This is a genomic window from Actinoplanes sp. NPDC049316, from assembly GCF_040677315.1.
In the GTDB taxonomy this organism is placed as follows: domain Bacteria; phylum Actinomycetota; class Actinomycetes; order Mycobacteriales; family Micromonosporaceae; genus Actinoplanes.
In genome coordinates, this window is sequence record NZ_JBFAQM010000039.1 from 53,002 (window position 1) to 72,233 (window position 19,232).

General features: G+C 72.7%; 14 protein-coding genes and 1 pseudogene. 5 read left to right on the plus strand and 10 right to left on the minus strand.

Annotated elements, in window-relative coordinates:
• Window positions 1-60 precede the first annotated feature (60 nt).
• Complete coding sequence (locus tag AB0K03_RS37090; RefSeq protein WP_364695440.1) at window positions 61-2,211, plus strand: transglycosylase domain-containing protein; 2,151 nt, start codon at window positions 61-63, stop codon at window positions 2,209-2,211.
• A 128-nt stretch (window positions 2,212-2,339) separates the two neighbouring features.
• On the opposite strand, the gene AB0K03_RS37095 is transcribed toward AB0K03_RS37090, so the two are convergent.
• Window positions 2,340-2,945 carry a TIGR03086 family metal-binding protein gene (locus AB0K03_RS37095; protein ID WP_364695442.1) on the minus strand — a complete coding sequence of 202 codons (606 nt, stop codon included), beginning with the start codon at window positions 2,943-2,945 and terminating at the stop codon, window positions 2,340-2,342.
• A 140-nt stretch (window positions 2,946-3,085) separates the two neighbouring features.
• On the opposite strand from AB0K03_RS37095, the gene AB0K03_RS37100 reads away from it, so the two are divergent.
• A complete protein-coding gene (locus AB0K03_RS37100; protein ID WP_364695445.1) occupies window positions 3,086-3,661 on the plus strand; it encodes a helix-turn-helix domain-containing protein in 576 nt (191 codons plus the stop codon).
• Complete coding sequence (locus AB0K03_RS37105) at window positions 3,658-4,911, plus strand: MFS transporter (protein WP_364695448.1); 1,254 nt, start codon at window positions 3,658-3,660, stop codon at window positions 4,909-4,911. Before AB0K03_RS37100 ends, AB0K03_RS37105 begins: the two co-directional genes overlap by 4 nt.
• Before the next feature lie 70 nt (window positions 4,912-4,981).
• On the opposite strand, the gene AB0K03_RS37110 is transcribed toward AB0K03_RS37105, so the two are convergent.
• Window positions 4,982-6,718: a cobyrinate a,c-diamide synthase gene (locus AB0K03_RS37110; protein WP_364695451.1), complete on the minus strand. Its 1,737-nt coding sequence runs from the start codon at window positions 6,716-6,718 to the stop codon at window positions 4,982-4,984.
• A gap of 113 nt (window positions 6,719-6,831) precedes the next feature.
• Here AB0K03_RS37110 and AB0K03_RS37115 point away from each other — a divergent pair, with 113 nt between their 5' ends.
• Window positions 6,832-7,653, plus strand: a complete 822-nt coding sequence (locus AB0K03_RS37115; RefSeq protein ID WP_364695454.1) for an SURF1 family protein — start codon at window positions 6,832-6,834, stop codon at window positions 7,651-7,653.
• Window positions 7,654-7,923: 270 nt separating this feature from the next.
• Window positions 7,924-8,361, plus strand: a complete 438-nt coding sequence (locus AB0K03_RS37120) for a hypothetical protein (protein WP_364695457.1) — start codon at window positions 7,924-7,926, stop codon at window positions 8,359-8,361.
• A 392-nt stretch (window positions 8,362-8,753) separates the two neighbouring features.
• On the opposite strand, the gene AB0K03_RS37125 is transcribed toward AB0K03_RS37120, so the two are convergent.
• The 8 genes and pseudogenes from AB0K03_RS37125 to AB0K03_RS37160 form a co-directional block, all read right to left on the minus strand.
• Window positions 8,754-10,349 (minus strand): ATP-dependent DNA ligase, encoded by a 1,596-nt coding sequence (locus tag AB0K03_RS37125; RefSeq protein WP_364695460.1) that lies wholly within the window; start codon window positions 10,347-10,349, stop codon window positions 8,754-8,756.
• Between the two features lie 597 nt (window positions 10,350-10,946).
• On the minus strand, window positions 10,947-11,153 hold the full coding sequence (locus AB0K03_RS37130) for a hypothetical protein (RefSeq protein WP_364695463.1): 207 nt from the start codon (window positions 11,151-11,153) through the stop codon (window positions 10,947-10,949).
• Window positions 11,154-11,194: 41 nt separating this feature from the next.
• The gene (locus AB0K03_RS37135; RefSeq protein WP_364695465.1) at window positions 11,195-12,907 is read right to left on the minus strand and encodes an FAD-dependent monooxygenase; all 1,713 of its coding nucleotides are present in this window, start codon (window positions 12,905-12,907) and stop codon (window positions 11,195-11,197) included.
• A gap of 94 nt (window positions 12,908-13,001) precedes the next feature.
• A pseudogene (locus tag AB0K03_RS37140) lies at window positions 13,002-14,339 on the minus strand (dipeptidase); the annotation flags it as partial.
• Between the two features lie 93 nt (window positions 14,340-14,432).
• Window positions 14,433-15,512 carry a M48 family metallopeptidase gene (locus AB0K03_RS37145; protein ID WP_364695468.1) on the minus strand — a complete coding sequence of 360 codons (1,080 nt, stop codon included), beginning with the start codon at window positions 15,510-15,512 and terminating at the stop codon, window positions 14,433-14,435.
• A 60-nt stretch (window positions 15,513-15,572) separates the two neighbouring features.
• Entirely contained in the window at window positions 15,573-16,157 is a 585-nt protein-coding gene (locus tag AB0K03_RS37150; RefSeq protein ID WP_364695471.1) for a hypothetical protein, read from the minus strand.
• Window positions 16,150-17,718, minus strand: coding sequence for a cobyric acid synthase (locus tag AB0K03_RS37155; protein ID WP_364695474.1), 1,569 nt, complete (start codon window positions 17,716-17,718; stop codon window positions 16,150-16,152). Before AB0K03_RS37155 ends, AB0K03_RS37150 begins: the two co-directional genes overlap by 8 nt.
• Window positions 17,715-18,683 (minus strand): cobalamin biosynthesis protein, encoded by a 969-nt coding sequence (locus AB0K03_RS37160; protein ID WP_364695477.1) that lies wholly within the window; start codon window positions 18,681-18,683, stop codon window positions 17,715-17,717. Before AB0K03_RS37160 ends, AB0K03_RS37155 begins: the two co-directional genes overlap by 4 nt.
• Window positions 18,684-19,232: the final 549 nt, after the last annotated feature.

The following is a 19,232-nucleotide window of genomic DNA, read 5'->3' on the forward strand; positions in this document are numbered from 1 at the left end:
GTCAGCATGACGGATGCGAAACCGGAGTTCACTTCGGCCGTTTTGTCATACCTTCGAGGGGTGACGAAGACCGGACTCGCCAAAGCTGGACGACTCGCCCCGCTCATCCGCGCCGGACTGATCGCCGGCGTCGCCATCGCCGGTCTCGTCTTCCCGCTGGTCGCCCTGGCGGGCGTCGGAGCCAAGACCGGGGCCGACGCGCTGGCGAGCATGCCGGAACAGCTCACGGTCGTGCCCTCCGCGCAGACCACCTACGTGTACGCGAGCGACGGCAAGACGCTGCTCACCATGTTCTACGAGGAGCACCGCAAGCCGACGAAGATCGAGGACATGTCGCCGTACATCACGAGCGCGATCGTGGCGTCCGAGGACACCCGGTTCTACGAGCACAACGGCGTCGACCCCAAGGGCGTGGCCCGCGCGTTCGTCGCCAACCAGCAGGCCGGCGGCGTCTCCCAAGGCGCCTCCACGCTGACCATGCAGTACGTCCGCATGGCGCTGCGCGACGGCGCCCGGACGCCCAAGGAGGCGCTGGAAGCCACCGAGCAGACCACCGCGCGGAAGCTGCGGGAGATGCGCCTGGCCATCGAGCTCGAGAAGCGCGTGTCGAAGCAGGAGATCCTGCAGCGGTACCTCAACTCGGCGTACTTCGGGCATCGCGCGTACGGGATCTTCGCCGCCTCCGAGGTGTTCTTCTCCAAGACGCCCAAGCAGCTGACGCTCACCGAGGCGGCGCTGCTCGCCGGGCTCGTCAAGGCGCCCACGGCGTACGACCCGGCCGTCAACGACCGGAGCGCGGCCACCGAACGGCGCAACTACGTGATCGACCAGATGCGCAAGATGGGCTCGATCACCGCGGCGCAGGCCGACGCCGCGCGCAAGACGAAGATCAAGCTGAAGCTGACCAGCCCGCCCAACGACTGCGTCTCCGTACCGAAGAAGCACAACGACTGGGGCTTCTTCTGCGACTACATGCGCAACTGGTGGATGGAACAGCCGGCCTTCGGCGCGGACCCGCGGGAACGCCTCGAGAACCTGCGCCGCGGCGGCTACCGCGTCGTCACCACGATCGACCCGAAGATCCAGGCCTCGGCGATGGAACACATCCTCGACAAGGAGAAGAAGAAGAGCGTCTATGCGCACGGCGAAGTCGTGATCGAGCCCGGCACGGGCCGCATCAAGGCGATGGCCGTCAACCGTCGCTACTCGCTCGACCAGAAGAACAACGGCGAGCACAGCGACCGCCGCAAGCGCGACAAGATCCGCGGCAACTACCCGAACACCGTCAACCCGCTGCTCGGCGGTGGTGACATGGCGGGCTACCAGGCCGGCTCCACCTTCAAGATCTTCACGATGCTCGCCGCCCTCGACGAGGGCATGCCGCTCGACACGGCCTTCGACTCGCCCCAGCGGTACGTCACCAAATACATCACCGCACCCGGGCCGGCGACCTGCGGCATCCACTGGTGCCCGAAGAACTCCAGCGCCTCGATGACCGGGCGGCAGACGATGTGGAGCGGCTTCGGCAAATCCGTCAACACGTACTTCGTGCAGCTCGAACAGAAGGTGGGCGCGGAGAAGGCCGTACGGATGGCCGAACGGCTCGGGCTGAAATGGCGGACCGACGTCGACCGGGAACTGGCCACCCCCGAACGCGCCAGCGGCTGGGGCGCCTTCACCCTCGGCGTCAGCGACGCCACCCCCGTCGAGATGGCCAACGTCTTCGCCACCCTCGCCGCGGAAGGCAAATACTGCGAACCCATCCCGGTCCGCCTCATCAACACCCGTGACGGGGCGAGCCTCGTGTACAAGGGCAAGAAGGTGGCCGGCCCGCGCTGCCGCCAGGAACTCCGCCCGGAGGTCGCCCAGGCGGCAACCGACGCCGCACGGTGCGTGACCGGGTACGGAGCGGCCAAGGGCAACTGCGGAGGCTGGCAGACGTCGCCGATGGTCCACGCCACCCTGCACCGGCCGGTCGCCGGCAAGAGCGGCACCACCGACAGCAACCGGAGCGCGTGGTTCTGCGGCTACACGCCGCAGCTGGCGGCGGCGGCGTTCGTTGCGGATCCCGATAATCCGAAGAACACGGTCGGGTCGAGCCGCGGGACCATCTCGAAGTACACCGTGGCGGAGACCCTGAAGGATGCGCTCAAGGGGAAGCCGAAAGAGAAGTTCAACCCTCCGCCGGACTACATGGTGCATGGGGGTTGAGAGACCGGATCGGGCCGGGTCGCCGTGGGCGGCCCGGCCCGATCGCCGGTGGCGTCCGACCACGGCGGGGCCGCCGTCGATCGCCGTCCGCGGCCGGGCCGGTCCGGTTCGCCGGGTGGGTGGGCGGGTCAGTGCGGGGCGGTCAGCGGGCGCCAGTGCGGGTTACGGCCGGCGAGGGCCACCGCCTGCTCCAGCAGGGTCGCCTCGCCGTCCGTGGGGATCACCGGGCCGAAGAGGCCGGGGGTGCCCTCGGCCGGGCCCTGCGACAGGAACTCGATGAGCGTCTCGAGGATGCGTGGATCGGCCGCGTATTCCTGGCCGGTGGCGCGGGCCAGGTCCCAGCCGTGCATCGTCACCTCGTTGATCGCCACGGTGCCCATGGCGGCCGCCGGCATGGTGACGCCTCCGGCCCGGGCCGTGCCTTCCCAGGCCGTCGGGTGCTTCCAGGCCGTGGAGAGATCCTCCAGGACCACCGGGAGCCGGCTGCGCCAGTGGCGTGAGAGGTTGGCCGCGGAGGGTTGCGGCGGGGCCGTGCCGGTGCCGGGTGCGTCCGTTCTCTTCTGGGCCGCCTGGGTGAACGCCCAGCCGAGACCCATGATGTGATCGAGCAGGTCGCCGACCGTCCAATCCGGACACGGGGTCGGCGCGGTGAGATGGTCGTCGGTGATGCCCAGCAACAGTGCCCGGATCCGACGGACCGGTGGGTCGAAGTCCAGGGGCACACGGTCGGCCACGGCTGTTCTCCCTTCGCGCGGGACCCCCTCACCGTAAAGCCGCCCTACGACAATTGCCGTCCGGCGTGTCCGCCGGCGACGCGCCGACCAGCCGCCGTCCGACATTGCTAAAGGAATGTTTCTAAAGCAATCTCTAGGGTGTGTCCCCCGACGAGCGCGGAACGATCCGGCTGAACGACCCACGAGCCCTGCGCGCGTACGCGCACCCGCTGCGGCTGAGCCTGATCGGCATGCTGCGCCGCAACGGCCCGATGACCGCCACCCAGTGCGCCGCCGAGCTGGACGAGAACGTGCCGAACTGCTCGTTCCACCTGCGGCAGCTCGCGAAATACGGGCTGGTGGAGCGGGCACCCGCCGCCGACGGACGCGAACGCCCGTGGCAGGCCACCGCGAGCAGCACCTCCTGGACCGACGACTCGGGCGACGCGGAGCTGCGGGCCGCGACCGACCAGCTGAACGCGGCGATCCTCGGGCAGTACATGCGGCGGGCACAGGCCTATCTCGCGGTGCGCGGTGAGGAGTCCGCCGAGTGGCGCAGCGCGGCGGGCTTCGGCGACGACATGGTCTACGTGACTCCTGAGCAACTGGTCACCCTCACGCAGCAGATCGAGGCGCTGCTGGAGCCGTACCGGGACCCCTCCGCCCGAGTGAAGGGGTCCCGCCCGGTCGCCATCGTGCAGTTGATGATTCCGGCGCCGGAGCCCGGCACGCCATGACCACCGAGGTCCCGCCGAGGCCCGCAGCCGCGCTGCTCCGCGACCGGGAATTCCGGGGCTACTGGTCCGCGCACGTCGTCTCGCTGGTCGGCGACCAGATCTCGCTGATCGCCGTTCCGCTGCTGGCCGTGCTGACGATCGGCGCCGGAGCGGCCGAGATGGGATACCTCACCGCCGCCGCTCTGATACCGAACCTCTTCCTGTCGCTGCTCGCCGGGGCGTGGGTCGACCGGCGGGCGGCCAAGCGGAAGGTGATGATCGGCGCCGACCTGGGCCGCGCCGCCCTGCTCACCGTGGTGCCGGTGCTCGCGTTCGCCGGCGTGCTGCAGCTGTGGCATCTCTGCGCGGTGGCCCTGGCCATCGGCACGCTCACCGTCTTCTACGAGGTCGCCGACGGCAGCCTGTTCGCGTCCGTGGTGCGGCGGCCGGACTACATCGCGGCGAACTCGCTGACCAACGGCGCCCGGGCCATGTCGTACGTGGCGGGACCGAGCGTCGGCGGTGTCCTCGTGCAGGTGCTCACCGCGCCCTTCGCGCTGGTGGCGGACGTGCTCTCGTACCTGGGATCCGCTGTTCTGCTGACCCGGATCGCACCGCCGGAGAACGCCGCCCCGGCATCGGAAGGCGGCCGCCCGGGCATCGGCTCGGGGCTGGCGTTCGTCGCCCGGTCCGTGGTGCTGCGGCAACTGCTGCTCGGCGTCACCGTGATCAACCTGTTCAACTACGTGTTTCACGCCATGCTGATCTTCTACGTGACCACGGAGCTGGGCGTCTCCCCCGGGCTGCTCGGTACGATCCTCGGCATCGCCTCGCTCGGCGGGCTGGTCGGCGCCGCGGTCACCGGCACGCTCACCCGCCGGTTCGGCATCGGCCCGGTCGTGGTCCTCGGGTACGTGGCCTTCCCGCTCCCGCTCGTCCTGATCCCGCTCGCCGACGGCTCCCGGCCGGTGGTCGTCGGCATGCTGCTGGCCGCGGAGTTCCTCTCCGCGCTCGGCGTGATGATCCTCGACATCGGGGTCGGCTCGCTGCAGACGGCGGCCACTCCGGTGTCCCGCTTGGCGCTGGTCAAAGGCGCGCAACGCACGGTCAACTACGGGGTACGGCCGATCGGGGCCCTGCTCGGCGGATTGCTCGGCGAGCTGATCGGGGTGCACGAAACACTGTGGATCGGCGCGGTCGGTGCGGTGGCCGGGGTGCTCTTCGTCGCGTTCTCTCCCGTGCCGCGCATGCGTGAGCTGCCCACCGCCTGATCGCCACACGAGGCCCGGCGGATGACGTCCTCGCCCCGTTCAGGCAGCCGGGCGGTCGCGAGCTTCGGTGTCACTGCGCGGGTGCGGCCGTACCTTGGTCCTGGTTGTGAATCGCCGCGGTCGAGAGCGACACCGTGGCCTCGCCCGGGTCGTCGTCCGAGTCCGCCGGCGGGCCCGGCGGCTGAGCCGGCACCGCGGCCGCGTGGCCCGCGACCGGCGACACGGCGGCGTGGGCGGCGATCGACGACGCGCCGGCCCCGTGGCCGGCGACCGGCGGGACGGCCGCGGCGTGGCCCGCGACCGGCGACACGGCCGCGTGGCCGGGGATCGGCGCGGCCGGGGAGACGGCCGCCGCGTGACCCGCGGAATGACCGCCGGCCGGGGAGACGGCCGCCGCGTGACCCGCCGGATGACCGCCGGCCGCCGGGACGGCCGCCGCGGGGATGGCCGCCGCGACCAGGCGGCGGGCGATTTCCGGGGCGCCCGCCCAGTGCAGGCCCAGCTGCGAGGCGTGGACCTGTCGCCAGACGAAGCCTTCGGGGTTGCCGCCGGACCAGGTCCAGGCCGGAACCTTCCCGGAGCGCGGCGCGACGATCGCTCGGTGCTGCTTGTAGCCGGTGATGCGGGCCCCGGCCGGGGCCAGGACCGACGTCGACGGGGCCGTGGCCTCGCGGTAGCCGGCCACCGTCTGGGCCGCGGTCGTCGCCGTCGCGTCGAGGATGCCGCACATCGGGCGGCCGTCGAAGTCGTGGCCGAGCCAGGGCAGGCCGACACCCTCCGCGATGATGGGGCCGCCGTCGTGGGCGAGGCGGGCCACCGCCGCGTTGAGGCGGCGGTTGGCGGACAATTCCTCCGCGTAGCTTTCCGGCAGGCCCGCGCCGATCATCACCGCCCGCGTGCCGGGCGGCAGCGCCTCGTCGCGGAGCGGGTCGATCACCGCGACGTCCGCTCCCGCGGCCGTCAGGAGTTCCGCTGTCTCGACGTACGTGTAAGGCGCGCCGGGGCCGCCCGCGAGCGCGATGACGGGACGGTGCTCCGGCGGGACCGGGGGCTCCCCGGTGGCCTCGGCGAGGGCGTCCGCCGGCGACCAGGCCGGGCCGGGCAGCGCCGGGGCGGTGTCGGCGAGCGCCATGATCCGGTCCAGGTCCAGCGCGCCGGCGACGGCTTCACCCAGACGGCGTACGGCCCGGACCGCCTCGACCGTGCGGTGCGCGACCGGGACCGGGCCCTGCGCCCGCGCCGGCAGGACCGCGGGAAGATCACCGCGGCGCAGCGCGCCCAGGACGGGCATGCCGATGTCGTCGAGAGCGGTACGCAGCATCTCCTCGTGCCGTGGCGACGCGACGCGGTTCAGCACGACACCGCCGAGGTGCACCATCTCGTCGAACATGCGGAAGCCGTGCACCAGCGCGGCGAGCGAATGCCCCATCGCGGCGACATCGACCACGAGCAGCACCGGGGCGCGGAGCGCGGCCGCGACCGCCGCGGTGCCGTCGATCTCAGGCTGACCCGTGAGGCTGTCGAACAGCCCCATCGCGCCCTCGATGACCGCCATCTCCGAGCCGGCCGCGCCGTGCGCGAACAGCGGGGCGATGCGGTGCGAGCCGACCAGCCGCGGGTCCAGGTTGCGGCCGGGCCGGCCGGCGGCGAGGCCCAGGTACGCGGCGTCGGTGTGGTCGGGTCCCACCTTGAAGCCGGCCGCCGGCACCCCCCGGGCCGCGCAGGCGGCCAGCAGCCCCACCGCGATGGCGGTCTTGCCGTGCCCGGACGAGGGGGCGCTCACCACCAGGCGTGATTGGCTGGTCATCAGTGGCTCCCTCGGGGATACGGAAAACGGCGGCGACATGATATTGACGCCCCGGATGTCGCACCCTACCTGCCAGCCGCGAGCGCCGGTCGGCACCCGGGTAGCCTCGGACCGTGTACCGGTTCCTGCTGACCCCACGCTGGCTCGCCGCGGCGGCGCTGACCGTGGTCGCGTCGGTGATCATGGTCATGCTCGGCAACTGGCAGCTCCACCGGTACCACGAACGCTCCGCGATCAACGAACGCATCGACGCGGCGGACTCCGCCCCCGCGGTGCCGCTGACCTCCGCGCTGGCCAAGCCCACCGCGGCCGGCAAGCTCGGCGACCAACCCGGCAAGGACAAGGCCTGGACGAAGGTCACCGTCACCGGACGGTACGACGCCACGCACGAGATCCAGGCCCGCGGGCGTACGGTCGACAGCAAGGTCGGCTTCGAGATCGTGACCCCCCTCATCCTCGCCGACGGCACCGCGGTGCTGATCGACAGGGGCTGGGTCCCGTCCTCCAACGGCGACGCCATCTCCCCGCCGGTCGCCACCCCACCCCCCACGGGCGAGGTCACGGTGGTCGGCCAGCTCCACCTCTCGGAAAGCCACCCCTCCGCCATCGCCCGCCGCGACGGCCGCATCGACACCCGCCGCATCTCCCTGCCACGTCTGGCCGGCGAGCTCCCATACCCGGTGTACGGCGCGTACGTCCTGGTCAGCAAGCCGGAACCGGGGTACGCGAAGATCTCGATCAACCACGAGGACGCGTGGCAGAACGGCGGGTACGCGATCCAGTGGTGGCTGTTCGCGGTCATGGCGCTGGTGGTGTTCGGCCTGCAGGCCCGCAAGGAGGCGCGGGGGGACGCGCCGGCGAAGGGGCGGGTGGATCGGGTGGCGGAAGCCGACGAGCGGGTCGCGGCCGTGCCGGTCGATCGGAAGCCGGACTGACCGCGGCTCGTCGCCTTGCCGGCGTGGGCTGTTCCGCGCGGGATTCCCTTGGGCTTCCGACGCTTCGCGGGGCTTCCTTGGCCTTCTGACGCTTCGCGCAGGGCTTCCTCGGCTTTCTGACGCTTCCCGCAGGGCTTCCTCGGCTTTCTGACGCTTCCCGCAGGGCTTCCTCGGCCTTCCCGGCGGGGAGTTCGTGGCTTCGAGTCGGCTTCCTCTGCCTTCACCGCTCGGGGTTTTCGTGGTGTTGTGGGCCCGGCTAGGGTTTTGCAGGTGACGTTTCCCCAGGATGCGAACCCGAGTGACCCGTGGAGCGTGCCCCTGCCGCCGGTGCCGCCGCCGGACGTACCGGCCACCGCGGGACCGGTGATCGTTCAGATCGGGGACATGGGCGTCACCTCGACGGTCGTGCACACCCCGGCCGGCGACATCCCGCTGGCGGGCTCGACGTGGACCGTCCACGACTACTGGCACAACGAGACGAAGATCCCCACCTGGGCGGTCGTCGCAGCGATCGCGGGGTTCTGCGTGCTGACGGTGTTCAGCCTGCTGTTCCTGCTGGTCAAGGTGACGATTCCACGCGGGACGGTGCAGGTGACGGTGACCAACGGGACGCGGCAGTATGTCGCTCGGATCCCGGTGACCGACCATGGCCAGGTCACGTTCGTCCATCAGCAGGTGAATTACGTGCGGTCGCTGGCGGCTTTGTAGGGGTGCGGGGGCGCTGGACGAGCCGGCTCGAGATATCCGCGGACGAGCCGATCTCGGGCCGAGCCGGCCGCCGGACGAGATGGCGTTCGGGCAGACGGCTCCCGTCGACCGGCGGCCCGGGCGGCAGGCGGCCCGGGCGGCAGGCGGCCGGGCGGCAGGCGGCCGGGCGACCGGCGGGCACGCGGCGCGGGCTGCACCCGGCCTGGCGGGCACCCGGCCCCGCCAGCACCCGGCCCCGCCAGCACCCGGCCCCGCCAGCACCCGGCCCGGCCTGGCCAGCACCCGGCCCCGCCAGCACCCGGCCCGGCAGGCGCAGGCACCCGGCCCGGCCACCTCCGGTCCGGCCAGCACGCGGCCCGGCCAGCTGACAGGCCGGGTGGTGGCCTCGGGGGTCACATCGGCGGGCCGGGCTCATCCGGCCGCACCGGCGGGCCGGGCTCATCCGGCCGCGCCGGCAGGCCGATTGCCCTCACCATGTCGATCGTGTCGGCCTCCTCGGCTCGTTTGTCGTCTCGGTAGCGCAGGACCCGGGCGAACCTCAGCGCCACGCCGCCCGGGTAGCGCGGGGATGTCTGCACGCCGTCGAAGGCGATTTCGACGACCTGCTCCGGGCGTACGGTGACGACCCAGCCGGAATCGTCGAGGGCCAGTTGCTTGAAGCGCTCGGTCTGCCAGCGCAGCAGCTCGTCGGTCAGGCCCTTGAAGGTCTTGCCGAGCATCACGAAGCCGCCGGTGCGCGGGTCGCGCGCGCCCAGGTGCAGGTTGGACAGCCAGCCCTTGCGCCGGCCGTGGCCCCACTCGACCGCGAGCACGACCAGGTCAAGCGTGTGGCGGGGCTTCACCTTCACCCAGGCGGCGCCGCGGCGGCCCACGTCGTACGGGGCGTCCTGGGCTTTGATGACGACGCCCTCCTGACCGGCGGCAAGGGCCGCGGCGAACGCTTCCTTGGCCTGCTCCTCGGTCTCGACCGTGCGGCGGCCGACGACGAGCGACCCCGGCAGGGTGTCGGCGAGCGCCGACCAGCGCGCCCGGCCCGGCTCGTCGAGCAGGTCGGCGCCGTCGAGATGCAGCAGATCGAAGAAGTACGGCACGAGCGCCGGTCCGGCCACCGGACCTGCCTTTCCCCCGCGCCGTGCACCGCGGGTGGCAGCCCGGCTGGACGTCTCCTGGAACGGCCTCGGCCGCCCGTCGGCGTCCAGGGCCATCGCCTCACCGTCGAGCACGACATCCCGGACGGGAAGGGCCCGGACGGCGGCCACCACCTCCGGCAGCCGGGGCGTGATGTCGTCGAGGCTGCGGGTGAAGACGGCCACGTCGTCGCCCGAGCGGTGCACCTGGATGCGGATCCCGTCGAGCTTCACGTCGACGGTCGCGGGCGCCCCGGTCGCGAGCAGGGCAGCGCCGACGTCGGGTGCGCTGCTGGCGAGCATGGGAGTGAGTGGAGTGCCGACCCGAAGGCTCATCTCGGACAGCGCGGGTGCCCCGCCGGTCAGCGCCGCCACCGCCACCTGCTTGAGGTCACCGGACAGCAGCAGCGCCCGCCGCACGGCGGTGAGGGGGACCTCGGCCGCCCGGGCGATCGCGTCGGCGAGCAGGCCGGCCTGGGCGCCCTGACGCAGCTCACCACCGAAGAGGCCCACCAGGAGGCGCTGCTCCTCTGCGGTGGCCCGCCCGAAGAGATCGGCGAGCAGCTCCCGACGGCGAGCCTGCGACCCGGCCCCGGAAACGACGGAGATGGCGGCGATGCGCTCGTCCACCTCGGCGACGGTCAGGCTGCCCTCGGCGGCGGGAGCGGGCAGATCACGCAGGGCGGCGTAACCGACACCGGTCTGCCGCTGCCGAAGCTCACCCGCCAGATAGGCCGAACCGGGGGCGATCTCATCACGCTCCAACCGGCGCAGGGCGTCGGCGAGCAAGTCGACCTTGGCCTTGCGGCCCGGCACGGCGGCGACGGCTGCCGAGGTGGCTGCCAGATCCAGGAACTGCACGGACCCATCCTGGCAGCCACCTCCGACATTTTCCGGGCCGTCGAGACGCACTCCCCCGTGAAGCGGTCGCCACGGCCCGGCTCCCTCCGCCAGGACGCGTGCCGGGCGCGTCGTGGCGGAGGGACGCGGGTGCCGGCAACGGATCGGCGGCGCCGGGCCGCTGCCGGTTGAGGCTTGCGGGCCTCGCCCCGGCAGACGCGGCGATCGAACCGGACGCGCCGGCCGCCGCAGCTGCGACCCACCCAACTCGTCCCACGCGCACACCCACCGAGCAGGCGCCGAACCGCTGCCGGCTGCGGCTCGCCCGACTCGACCCGCGGGCGCGACGATCGGAGCGGGCGCCGGGCCGCTGCCGGTTGAAGCTTGCCGGGCCGGCCATCCAGGGACATGGGGCCGGCCCGGTCGCCGCCGGGTCGGGGAGAACCCGGCAGCGGCACCCGCCATCTCCGCGGAAGTCTTGTGGCGACAAGCCTTCCGGGCGATGCGGGCGTTGCGCCACCGTCCGAGCTTTGCGGCCCGGGCGGGTGGCGCGCCTGCCTCGGCGCGGGAACCTTGGGGCGAAGGCTCGGGCAACGCGGCAGGGAGGGGACGGAGAAGTCAGGCGGCCACCGGCTCGGCGATGCGGAAGCCGCGGGCCCGTACGGCGTCGGCGACGCGGCTCAGTTGCGCGTCGAGCTGGCACAGAACGGCGGAGAGCTCCGCCAGCTGGTCGGTGAGCATGGTGTCGTCCCACCCGGAGACGTCGACGTCCCCCAGAGCACTGCCGGCGGCGCGGAGCGCCTCGATGGCGTTATTCGAACTCATGTTCGAATCCTAACAGGAATGATCTCCGCGCCGCAGCAGACTCACCCGTTCGGAACTTCCCGCCCTTCGGAGGACGTCGGCGGCACCGCACCACCGGGCGCCTCGCCCACGGACGGCACCGCACCACCGGGCGCCCTCCCCGGCGGCGGCACGACACCACCGGGGCCCTCGCCCGCGGGCGGCACGGAACCAACAGACATCGCGGTGGGCGGTGGCGGCACGGCACTTCCGGGCGCCCCTGTCCCCCGAGCCACGGCACTGCCTGCCCCTTCAGCCGGCGGCGGCATGGCGCGGCGGAACACCTCGGCCGCCTTGTCCGGCGGGGCGGCTGCCGCCACGAACCCGTCCGGGCGTACGAGGTAGAGGATGCCGGGCCTCAGATGAGTCTGCGGCGCCGCGTCGAAGACGTGCACCGGCAAGCCGAGATCGGGTGGTGGCCTCACGTCGCCGTACGCGTGCACCTGCCATTCCAGCGCCCGCAGAGCCGGGAAGTTGTCGCCGGTCCACGCCAGCCGTCGTCCCACCACGGGATCGCGGGGCTCCTCGGGCAGCATCGGGTAGCGGATGCGGATCTGGCTCACGTACTCGAAGAGGCGGGAGCCGCCCGAGGCGCGGGGCAGGAGGCGTACGGCGACCGGGGCGACGAACGGCACGGCGGCGCGGCGTACGGCACGGAGCCACAGCTTCTGCGAGGTGACGAAGCCGAACAGCCTGTCCGTGGTGGCGACGAGCGTACGGGCAACCGGCCGTCGTTCGGCCGCATAGCGGTCGAGCCACGCCTCGCCGGCCCGGCCGTGGATGACGTCGGCGAGCTTGAACGCCAGGTTGTGCGCGTCCTGCAGGCCGGTGTTCATGCCTTGGCCGCCGACCGGCGAGTGGACGTGGGCGGCGTCGCCGGCGAGGAAGAACGGGCCGTCGCGGAAGGTGGCCGCCACGCGGTGATGAACCCGGTAGGTCGCGAACCAGCGCGAGTCGGCGTACGTGACGGCGAACTCGCGGCGGATCCGGACGCGGGCGTCGTCCTCCCCCACCTTGCCGTCGCCGTCGTCGTCGCGGACGAGGCCGATGAGCCGCCAGTTGCCGCGGCCGTTCATCGGGAAGGCGAGCAGGAAGTCGTCGCCGCCCGGCCGTACGTTGACCGAGCCGTCGACCAGCCCGCCGACGGCCGTCGCGTCGATGACGTAGAACAGGTGCGGGTTGGTGACCCCGTCGAAGGCGATGTCGCGGGACCTGCGCACGATCGAGTTGGCCCCGTCCGCACCGACGCAGTAGCGGGCGGTGACCGTCTCGCCGCCGACGACCGCCTCCACGCCGTCCGGCCCCGGCGTGAGCCGGGTGACCGGGGAATTCCACCGGACCGAGCCGCCGAGGGCTTGCAGGTTGTCGTGGAGGATCTCTTCGTTCCGGCTCTGCTCGAGAACCTGGATCCACGGGTACGGCGTGACGCCGCTGCCCAGGGGCCCGAGCGGGATCCGGCCGAAGACGCGATCGCGGAAGCCCGGTGCCAACGCCTCGGCCCGGCGCGCAGTCTCGAGGACCTTGTCGGAGATCCCGAGCTGGTCGTACACCTCGATGCTGCGCGCCTGCAGGACGAGTGCGCGGGACTCGCGGGTCGGGCCCTGCTTGCCGTCGGCGACGACGACCCGGACGCCGAGCTTCACCAGCCAGTTGGCCAGCATCAGACCGGTCGGTCCGGCGCCGACCACCAGAACGTCGCAGCTGTGCCGGGACGCGCCCGGGTCCGGGGCCGTCATGTCACACGCCGTCTCCGGAAACCGCCGCACCACCGGAAGCAGCCGCGCCGCTGGCAGCCGCCGCACTCCCGGAAGCAGCCGCGCCCGCGCCCAGCGCGGCCACATTGTGCAGCAAGAGCGCCTCGGCGAGGCAGACCCGGGCGAACTCGCCCAGATGCAGGCTCTCGTTGGGGCCGTGGGCGCCCGCGTACGGGTCCTCCACGCCGGTCACCAGGATCGCCGCCTGCGGGAACAGCTCCTGGAAGGTGGCGATGAACGGGATCGAGCCGCCCACGCCCATGTCCACCGGCTCCACGCCGTCCCAGGCGGTCGCGAAGGCGGAGCGCGCCGCGTCGTACGCCGGGCCGGTCGCGTCGATGACGCACGGCATGCCGCCGCTCTCCAAGGTCACCTCGACCCGCGCGCCCCACGGCACGTACTTCTCGAGGTGGGAGCGGATGGCCGCGTACGCCGAGGAGGGGTCGTCGCCGGGCGCCAGCCGCACGCTCAGCTTGGCCTTCGCCTTGGGCACCAGCGCGTTGGGTGCCTCGTTGGTCCTCGGGGCGTCGATGCCGAGCACGGAGACCGAGGGCTTGGTCCAGATGCGGTCGGTGAGCCGTCCGCTGCCGATGAGCTTGACCCCGTCGAGGACGCCCGCTTCGTGGCGGAGCCGCTCCTCGGGGTAGTCGACCGTGGCGGCCTCCCGCCCGACCAGCCCGTCGACCGCCACCTCGCCCTGCTCGTCGTGCAGCGTGCTGATGAGGCGGGCCAGGACGGTGAGCGCATCGGGAACCGGGCCGCCGAACATGCCGCTGTGCACGGCGCTCTGCAGCACGCTCACCTCGACGAAGCAGTTGACGAGGCCGCGCAGCGAGGTGGTCAGCGCGGGCGTGCCGATGTCCCAGTTCCCGGAGTCGGCGATGACGATGACGTCGGAGCGCAGCAGCTCCTTGTGGGTCTGCAGCAGCTCGTCGAGGGAATCGGAGCCGTACTCCTCCTCGCCCTCGATGAAGAGCACCACGCCGACCGGCAGCTGGTCACCGAAGGCACGCAGCGCCGCGACGTGCGCCATGACACCGGCCTTGTCGTCGGCGGCGCCGCGCCCGTAGAGGCGTCCGTCGCGCTCGACCGGCTCGAAGGGCTCGCTCTCCCACAGCGCCGGATCGCCCGCCGGCTGCACGTCGTGGTGCGCGTAGAGCAGGACCGTCGGCGCACCGGGCGGCGCGGGCCGGTGGCCGATGACGGCGGGCTGACCGCCGGCACGGACGATCTGCACCTCGAGCCCGCACCCGCGCAGCAGCTCGGCGACCGCCTCGGCGGACCGCTCGACGTGCGAGTGGTCGAAGCCCTCGAACGCGATCCCGGGAATGCGGACCAGCCGTTCGAGGTCGGCGCGGACTCCGGGCAGCTCACGCGCGATCGCGGCGCGCAGGTCGTCTTCAGTGAGGCTCATGAGCCGATCCTAGGCCCGCGCGCCGGGTCGGTGCGGGGCCGAGGAGACGGCCTGTGGACAACTCAGCAGGCGAGGACCCGGCCTGTGGACAACTCAGCTGGGCGAGGACGGCGGTGGCGGCGGGGTGTCGTCGCTCCGGCGCCGGCTGGTGCCGGAAGCCCAGTCGCGAGCGCCGCGCGCAGCCGAGCCGGCCAGGTCGGCCGCGCCGTCGCCGAGCTTGCGCAGCAGGCCGACGAGCGGATCCTGCGAGGTGCTGAACGTCTGCCGGTACGACTCCGCGGCTGCCTTGACGTCGTCGGTGACCGAGGCGTTGCCGTCGGAGTCGCGGCGCGGGTAGTCCCCTCCGAGAATCCGCGCGTAGTCGCCGGAGTCGATCCATTTGCGCAGCTCCGAGGCCCGGGCCACGGGCACGGGGTGACTGCTCCACGCCGTCATGCCGATCTTGTGGATGCTGTCGCGCAGGTCGCCGCCGCTCTCGTACTCGGCGGCCTGCTCGAGGAACGCGGCCGTGTCGATCTGGGAGAGGTCACCGCCGCCGGCCAGCTTCATGAGCAGCCGCGTCGACGCCGCTGGGTCCTGACCGGCGAGCAGCCCCGCCCGGTCGGCCGACAACTCCGCCTTGCGCCACCACTCGAACATCGCGGCGATGATCGCCCGCAGCGCGATCGCGCCGACCGGCAGCCAGCTGAGGTTCGCGGCCCAGCGGGTCAGGATCATCATGATCGTCTTGTAGACCGCATGCCCGCTGCGGACGTGACCGATCTCGTGGCCCAGCAGCGCGCGCAGCTCGTCGTCGTCGAGCTTCTCCACGGCGGCGGTCGTGATGACCACGAACGGCTTGTCCATGCCGACGGCCTGGCCGTTGATGACCGGCGACTGGGTCACGTACAGCTCGGGGAGCTCGGCCACGTCGAGGGTGGCGGCGGCCTCGGTGAAGCGCTGGTAGACGCGCGGATACTGCCGGTGGTCGACGCGGATCGAGCCGGCGAGGAACTGCAGGCGGAACCCGCGCTCGTTCCACATGCCGAAGAACGCCTTCACCACGTCGTCGAAGCCGCGCAGCTCCCGCAGGGCGGTCAGCGCGCCGCGGTCGGCGGGGTGTTCCCAGGCCCGGGAACTGATGCCGGTCAGCGTGACCCGTCGCCGCGTCGGCCGGTTGTCGTCGGTCGTCATCGTCCGTCCCCGTTCCCGCTGCTCACGCAGCTGATCGTGGCCCATTGCGGCGCCGGGAGGCTACAGCCGTTCGTACCCCTCGCCGGAGCCTTCCGCCGCCCCGTCGACCACCAGGTCGACGTGCGCAGCGGTCGCTTCGGCGGCGAAGTGCTCGTCCTCTGCGGCGCGCCAGCGCTCAAGGTACGCCCGGTAGGCAACATCATCGGCCCCGTCGCGTGCCAGAACCCGCCGCCACCGCAGATCGGCGGGCGCGGTAACGAAGACCGAATACGACAGCTCCGGACGGATCGCCCGGCGTGCCGACGTCACCCCTTCCAAAAGTACGGCCGCAGCAGGCTCGCAGGTCAACGGAACCCCGCCGAACTCCCGCCGATGCCACAGGTAACGCCGATAGGTGGCCGGACGCCCGTGCCGCAACGGCTCGAGCACCTGTTCCTCGAGACGCGGCCAGAACGTGAACTGGTCCTCCCAGCCGTCGAGCAGGTCGTCGGTGTGCACGACCGGAACGTCGGCGGCCTTGGCGAGCCGGCCGGCGAACCAGCTCTTGCCCGAGCCGCTGGGCCCGTCGATCGCCACGAGCCGTACGGGCCCGAGCCGCGGCTCGGTCGCCAGAATCCGCGCGGCGAGATCCGCGAAGCTATCCACCGTGTTCCCCGGGACGGATGACAGGCGGGGCCGCCGGCGCTCCCGGCGGTACGAACGGCAGGCCGGCGGGTGGGCCCTGCTCGATCAGACGCCACAGCGCATCGGTGTCGAGATGCTCCTCGACCAGGTCACCGAGGGCGTCGAGGGCCCGTTCCCGTACGTCCGCGAAGCGGGTGTCCGGCGCCACCACGAAGCCGTGCCGCCCCGCTTGGCGCGCGGCCTCGGTGAGGAACCGGCGCCGGAACTCGTCCGACTCGAAAGCGCCGTGCCAGTGCGTACCGCAGACGGAGCCGACCACCGCGCCTTCGGGCGTGCCGTCCGCGTACCGCAGGAGCGGCTCCGGGTCGCCGCTGGAGACGTACCCGTGATGGATCTCGTAGCCGCTGACCGGGACCTGAGCCCAGGCCGCGCCGCGCGACCGGGCCAGGGTCTTGCGCGCCCCGAAGGTGATCTCGACGGGCAGCAGGCCGAGGCCGGCCACGGTGCCGCGGCGGCTCTCCACCTCGTCGTGGATGGTCTCCGACAGCATCTGGAAGCCGCCACAGATGCCGACCAGCGGCTTCCCGGCGGCCGCATGCGCCCGGACCGCGTCGGCGAGCCCGGTCTCGCGCAGCCAGGCGAGGTCGGAGACGGTCGCCTTCGAACCGGGCAGGACGACGAGGTCGGCGTCGGCGATCTCGGCGGGCTCGATGGTCAGCCGCACCTGCACACCGGGCTCGGTGGCGAGCGCCTCGGCGTCGGTCGCGTTGGAGATCCGGGGCAGGCGGATGACGGCGACCCGCAGCCACTGTGTGCCGCGCGGCGGCCCCGGCCGGCCGAGCACCCTGCCGTACGCGAGTGAATCCTCGGCATCGAGCCACACGTCCAGGTCGAACGGCAGCACGCCGTGCACCGGCCGTCCCGTGGCAGCGGTGATCATGTCGAGACCGGGTCGCAGCAGACCCGGGTCGCCGCGAAACTTGTTGATGACGAAGCCGCTGACCAGCGCCTGATCTTCGGGGCTCAGCAACGCGACCGTGCCGAACAGGGCCGCGAAGACGCCGCCGCGGTCGATGTCGCCCACGACGACGGCGGGAAGCCCGGCCCGTCGCGCCAGCCCCATGTTCACGAAGTCGCCGTCCCGCAGATTGATCTCGGTGGGACTGCCGGCACCCTCGCAGATCACGGCGTCGTACTCGGCGCGCAGCTCCGCCAGGGTGGCGTGGGCGACCTCCGCGAGCCGCGGCCGCATCGTCCGGTAGTTACCGGCCGTCACGGTGTCGACCGCCTCGCCCAGCAACACGACTTGACTGGACAGATCGCTGCCCGGTTTGAGCAGCACCGGATTGAAGCGGATGTCCGGTGCGATCCCACAGGCGGCGGCCTGCATCGCCTGAGCCCGCCCGATCTCGCCGCCGCGCCCGTCGGCGCCGACCACGACGACGGAATTGTTCGACATGTTCTGGGCTTTGAACGGCGCCACCTTCACGCCACGGCGGTGCAGCCACCGGCAGATCCCGGCCGTGACAACACTCTTGCCGGCATCGGACGTGGTCCCGGCCACCAACAGTCCACCGCTCACCGACATCCCCTCCCCGCTCGGGCCAGCGCGATGCCGGCGCCGATGATCGCAGCGGCGAATCCGACAGCGCCGGACACCCGCGCGGCCTGACGCACGTGCGTCGCCGTCGGCCTGGGTCCGTCGCCCAGGAACGGCCGGGTCTCCGTACGCCCGAAGTAGACGTTCCGTCCCCCCAGCCGTACCCCCAGCGCCCCCGCCATCGCCGACTCGCACTGCCCGGCGTTGGGACTGGGGTGATCGTTGCGGTCCCGCCGCCACACCCGCAACGTCTCGGCGGGCCGGCCGCCCACGATGGGCGCAGCGCCGATCGTCAGAACGCCGGTCAGCCGCGAGGGAACCAGATTGAGCACATCGTCGAGGCGCGCCGAGGCGGTGCCGAAACGGGCGTACCGCGCTGAGCGATGCCCGACCATCGCGTCGAGCGTGTTCGCCGCCCGGTATCCGAGGAGCCCCGGCAGTCCGGCGACGCCACCCCAGAACAGCGGGGCGACGACGGCGTCGGACGTGTTCTCGGCGACGGACTCGACGGTGGCCCGGGCCAGCTCAGGCTCGTCGAGCGCCGACGGGTCCCGCCCGCACAGGTGACCGAGCCGCCCCCGCGCCGCATCGAGGCCGCCACGCTCCAGGTGCCCGGCCATGACGGCGGCCTCGCGACGCAACGTACGGCCACCGAGCACGGTCCAGGTGGCCGCCGCGACCAGACCCGCACGAGCCCACGGCCATCGCCGGGTGGCTCTCGCGAGGGCCGCTCCGGCGACGACGGGAACGCCGGCGGCGATCACGGCGTAAACGGCCCCCGCGGGACGGGCCGGACGGTAGAGGCGACCTTCCAACGCCGCGGCCGCCTGCCCGAAGCCGGCGACGGGGTGGAAACGGCGCGGGTCGCCGAGGACGGCGTCCAACGCGTACCCGGCCAGGATTCCGGCGGCGTCGGCTGTCACCGCGGCTCGCCTCGCTCGTTCCATCCGCACCACCCTAGTGAGTCGTTCATGCCCGTCCGGCGCGCCACCGCGGCAGGCGCCCACAGGTCACACGCCGCGCGCCGGCCCCATCCTGCGACCGCGCGGCGCACGACCACGTGCCGGCCGCCGGCACGCTGTCCGAGCCCAGCCGCGCGCCCCCGAGCCCCGTCGCGGGCCGCGTGCCGCCCGCCGGCTCGCCGTCGGAGCCGGCGGCCGGCGGGTTTCTGCCCGCCCGGAGCCTCTGCGCAAGCCGCCGGACGGGCCTGATCCCACCGCAACGGTGGGGTGGGGCGGACGGACGCCGACCACCGAGCGACCGTCCGCCGCCTGCGAGCGACGACGGGAGACGGGGACTCCCGCCGCCGCGCTTTTCGCGCCCGGGCTCCTCCCGGGCCGCGAGTCTTGACCAGACGTCTCCGTGCCTTGCGCGATGACGGCCCGGTGCCGCCACCCGGCACGGGCGCGACGGCGCCGCGCCGGGGTGAGGGCCGGCCGCCACCCAGTGCCAGTGCGGCGACGGCGCCCCGCCGGGCGCGAGGGCCCGGCCGCCGG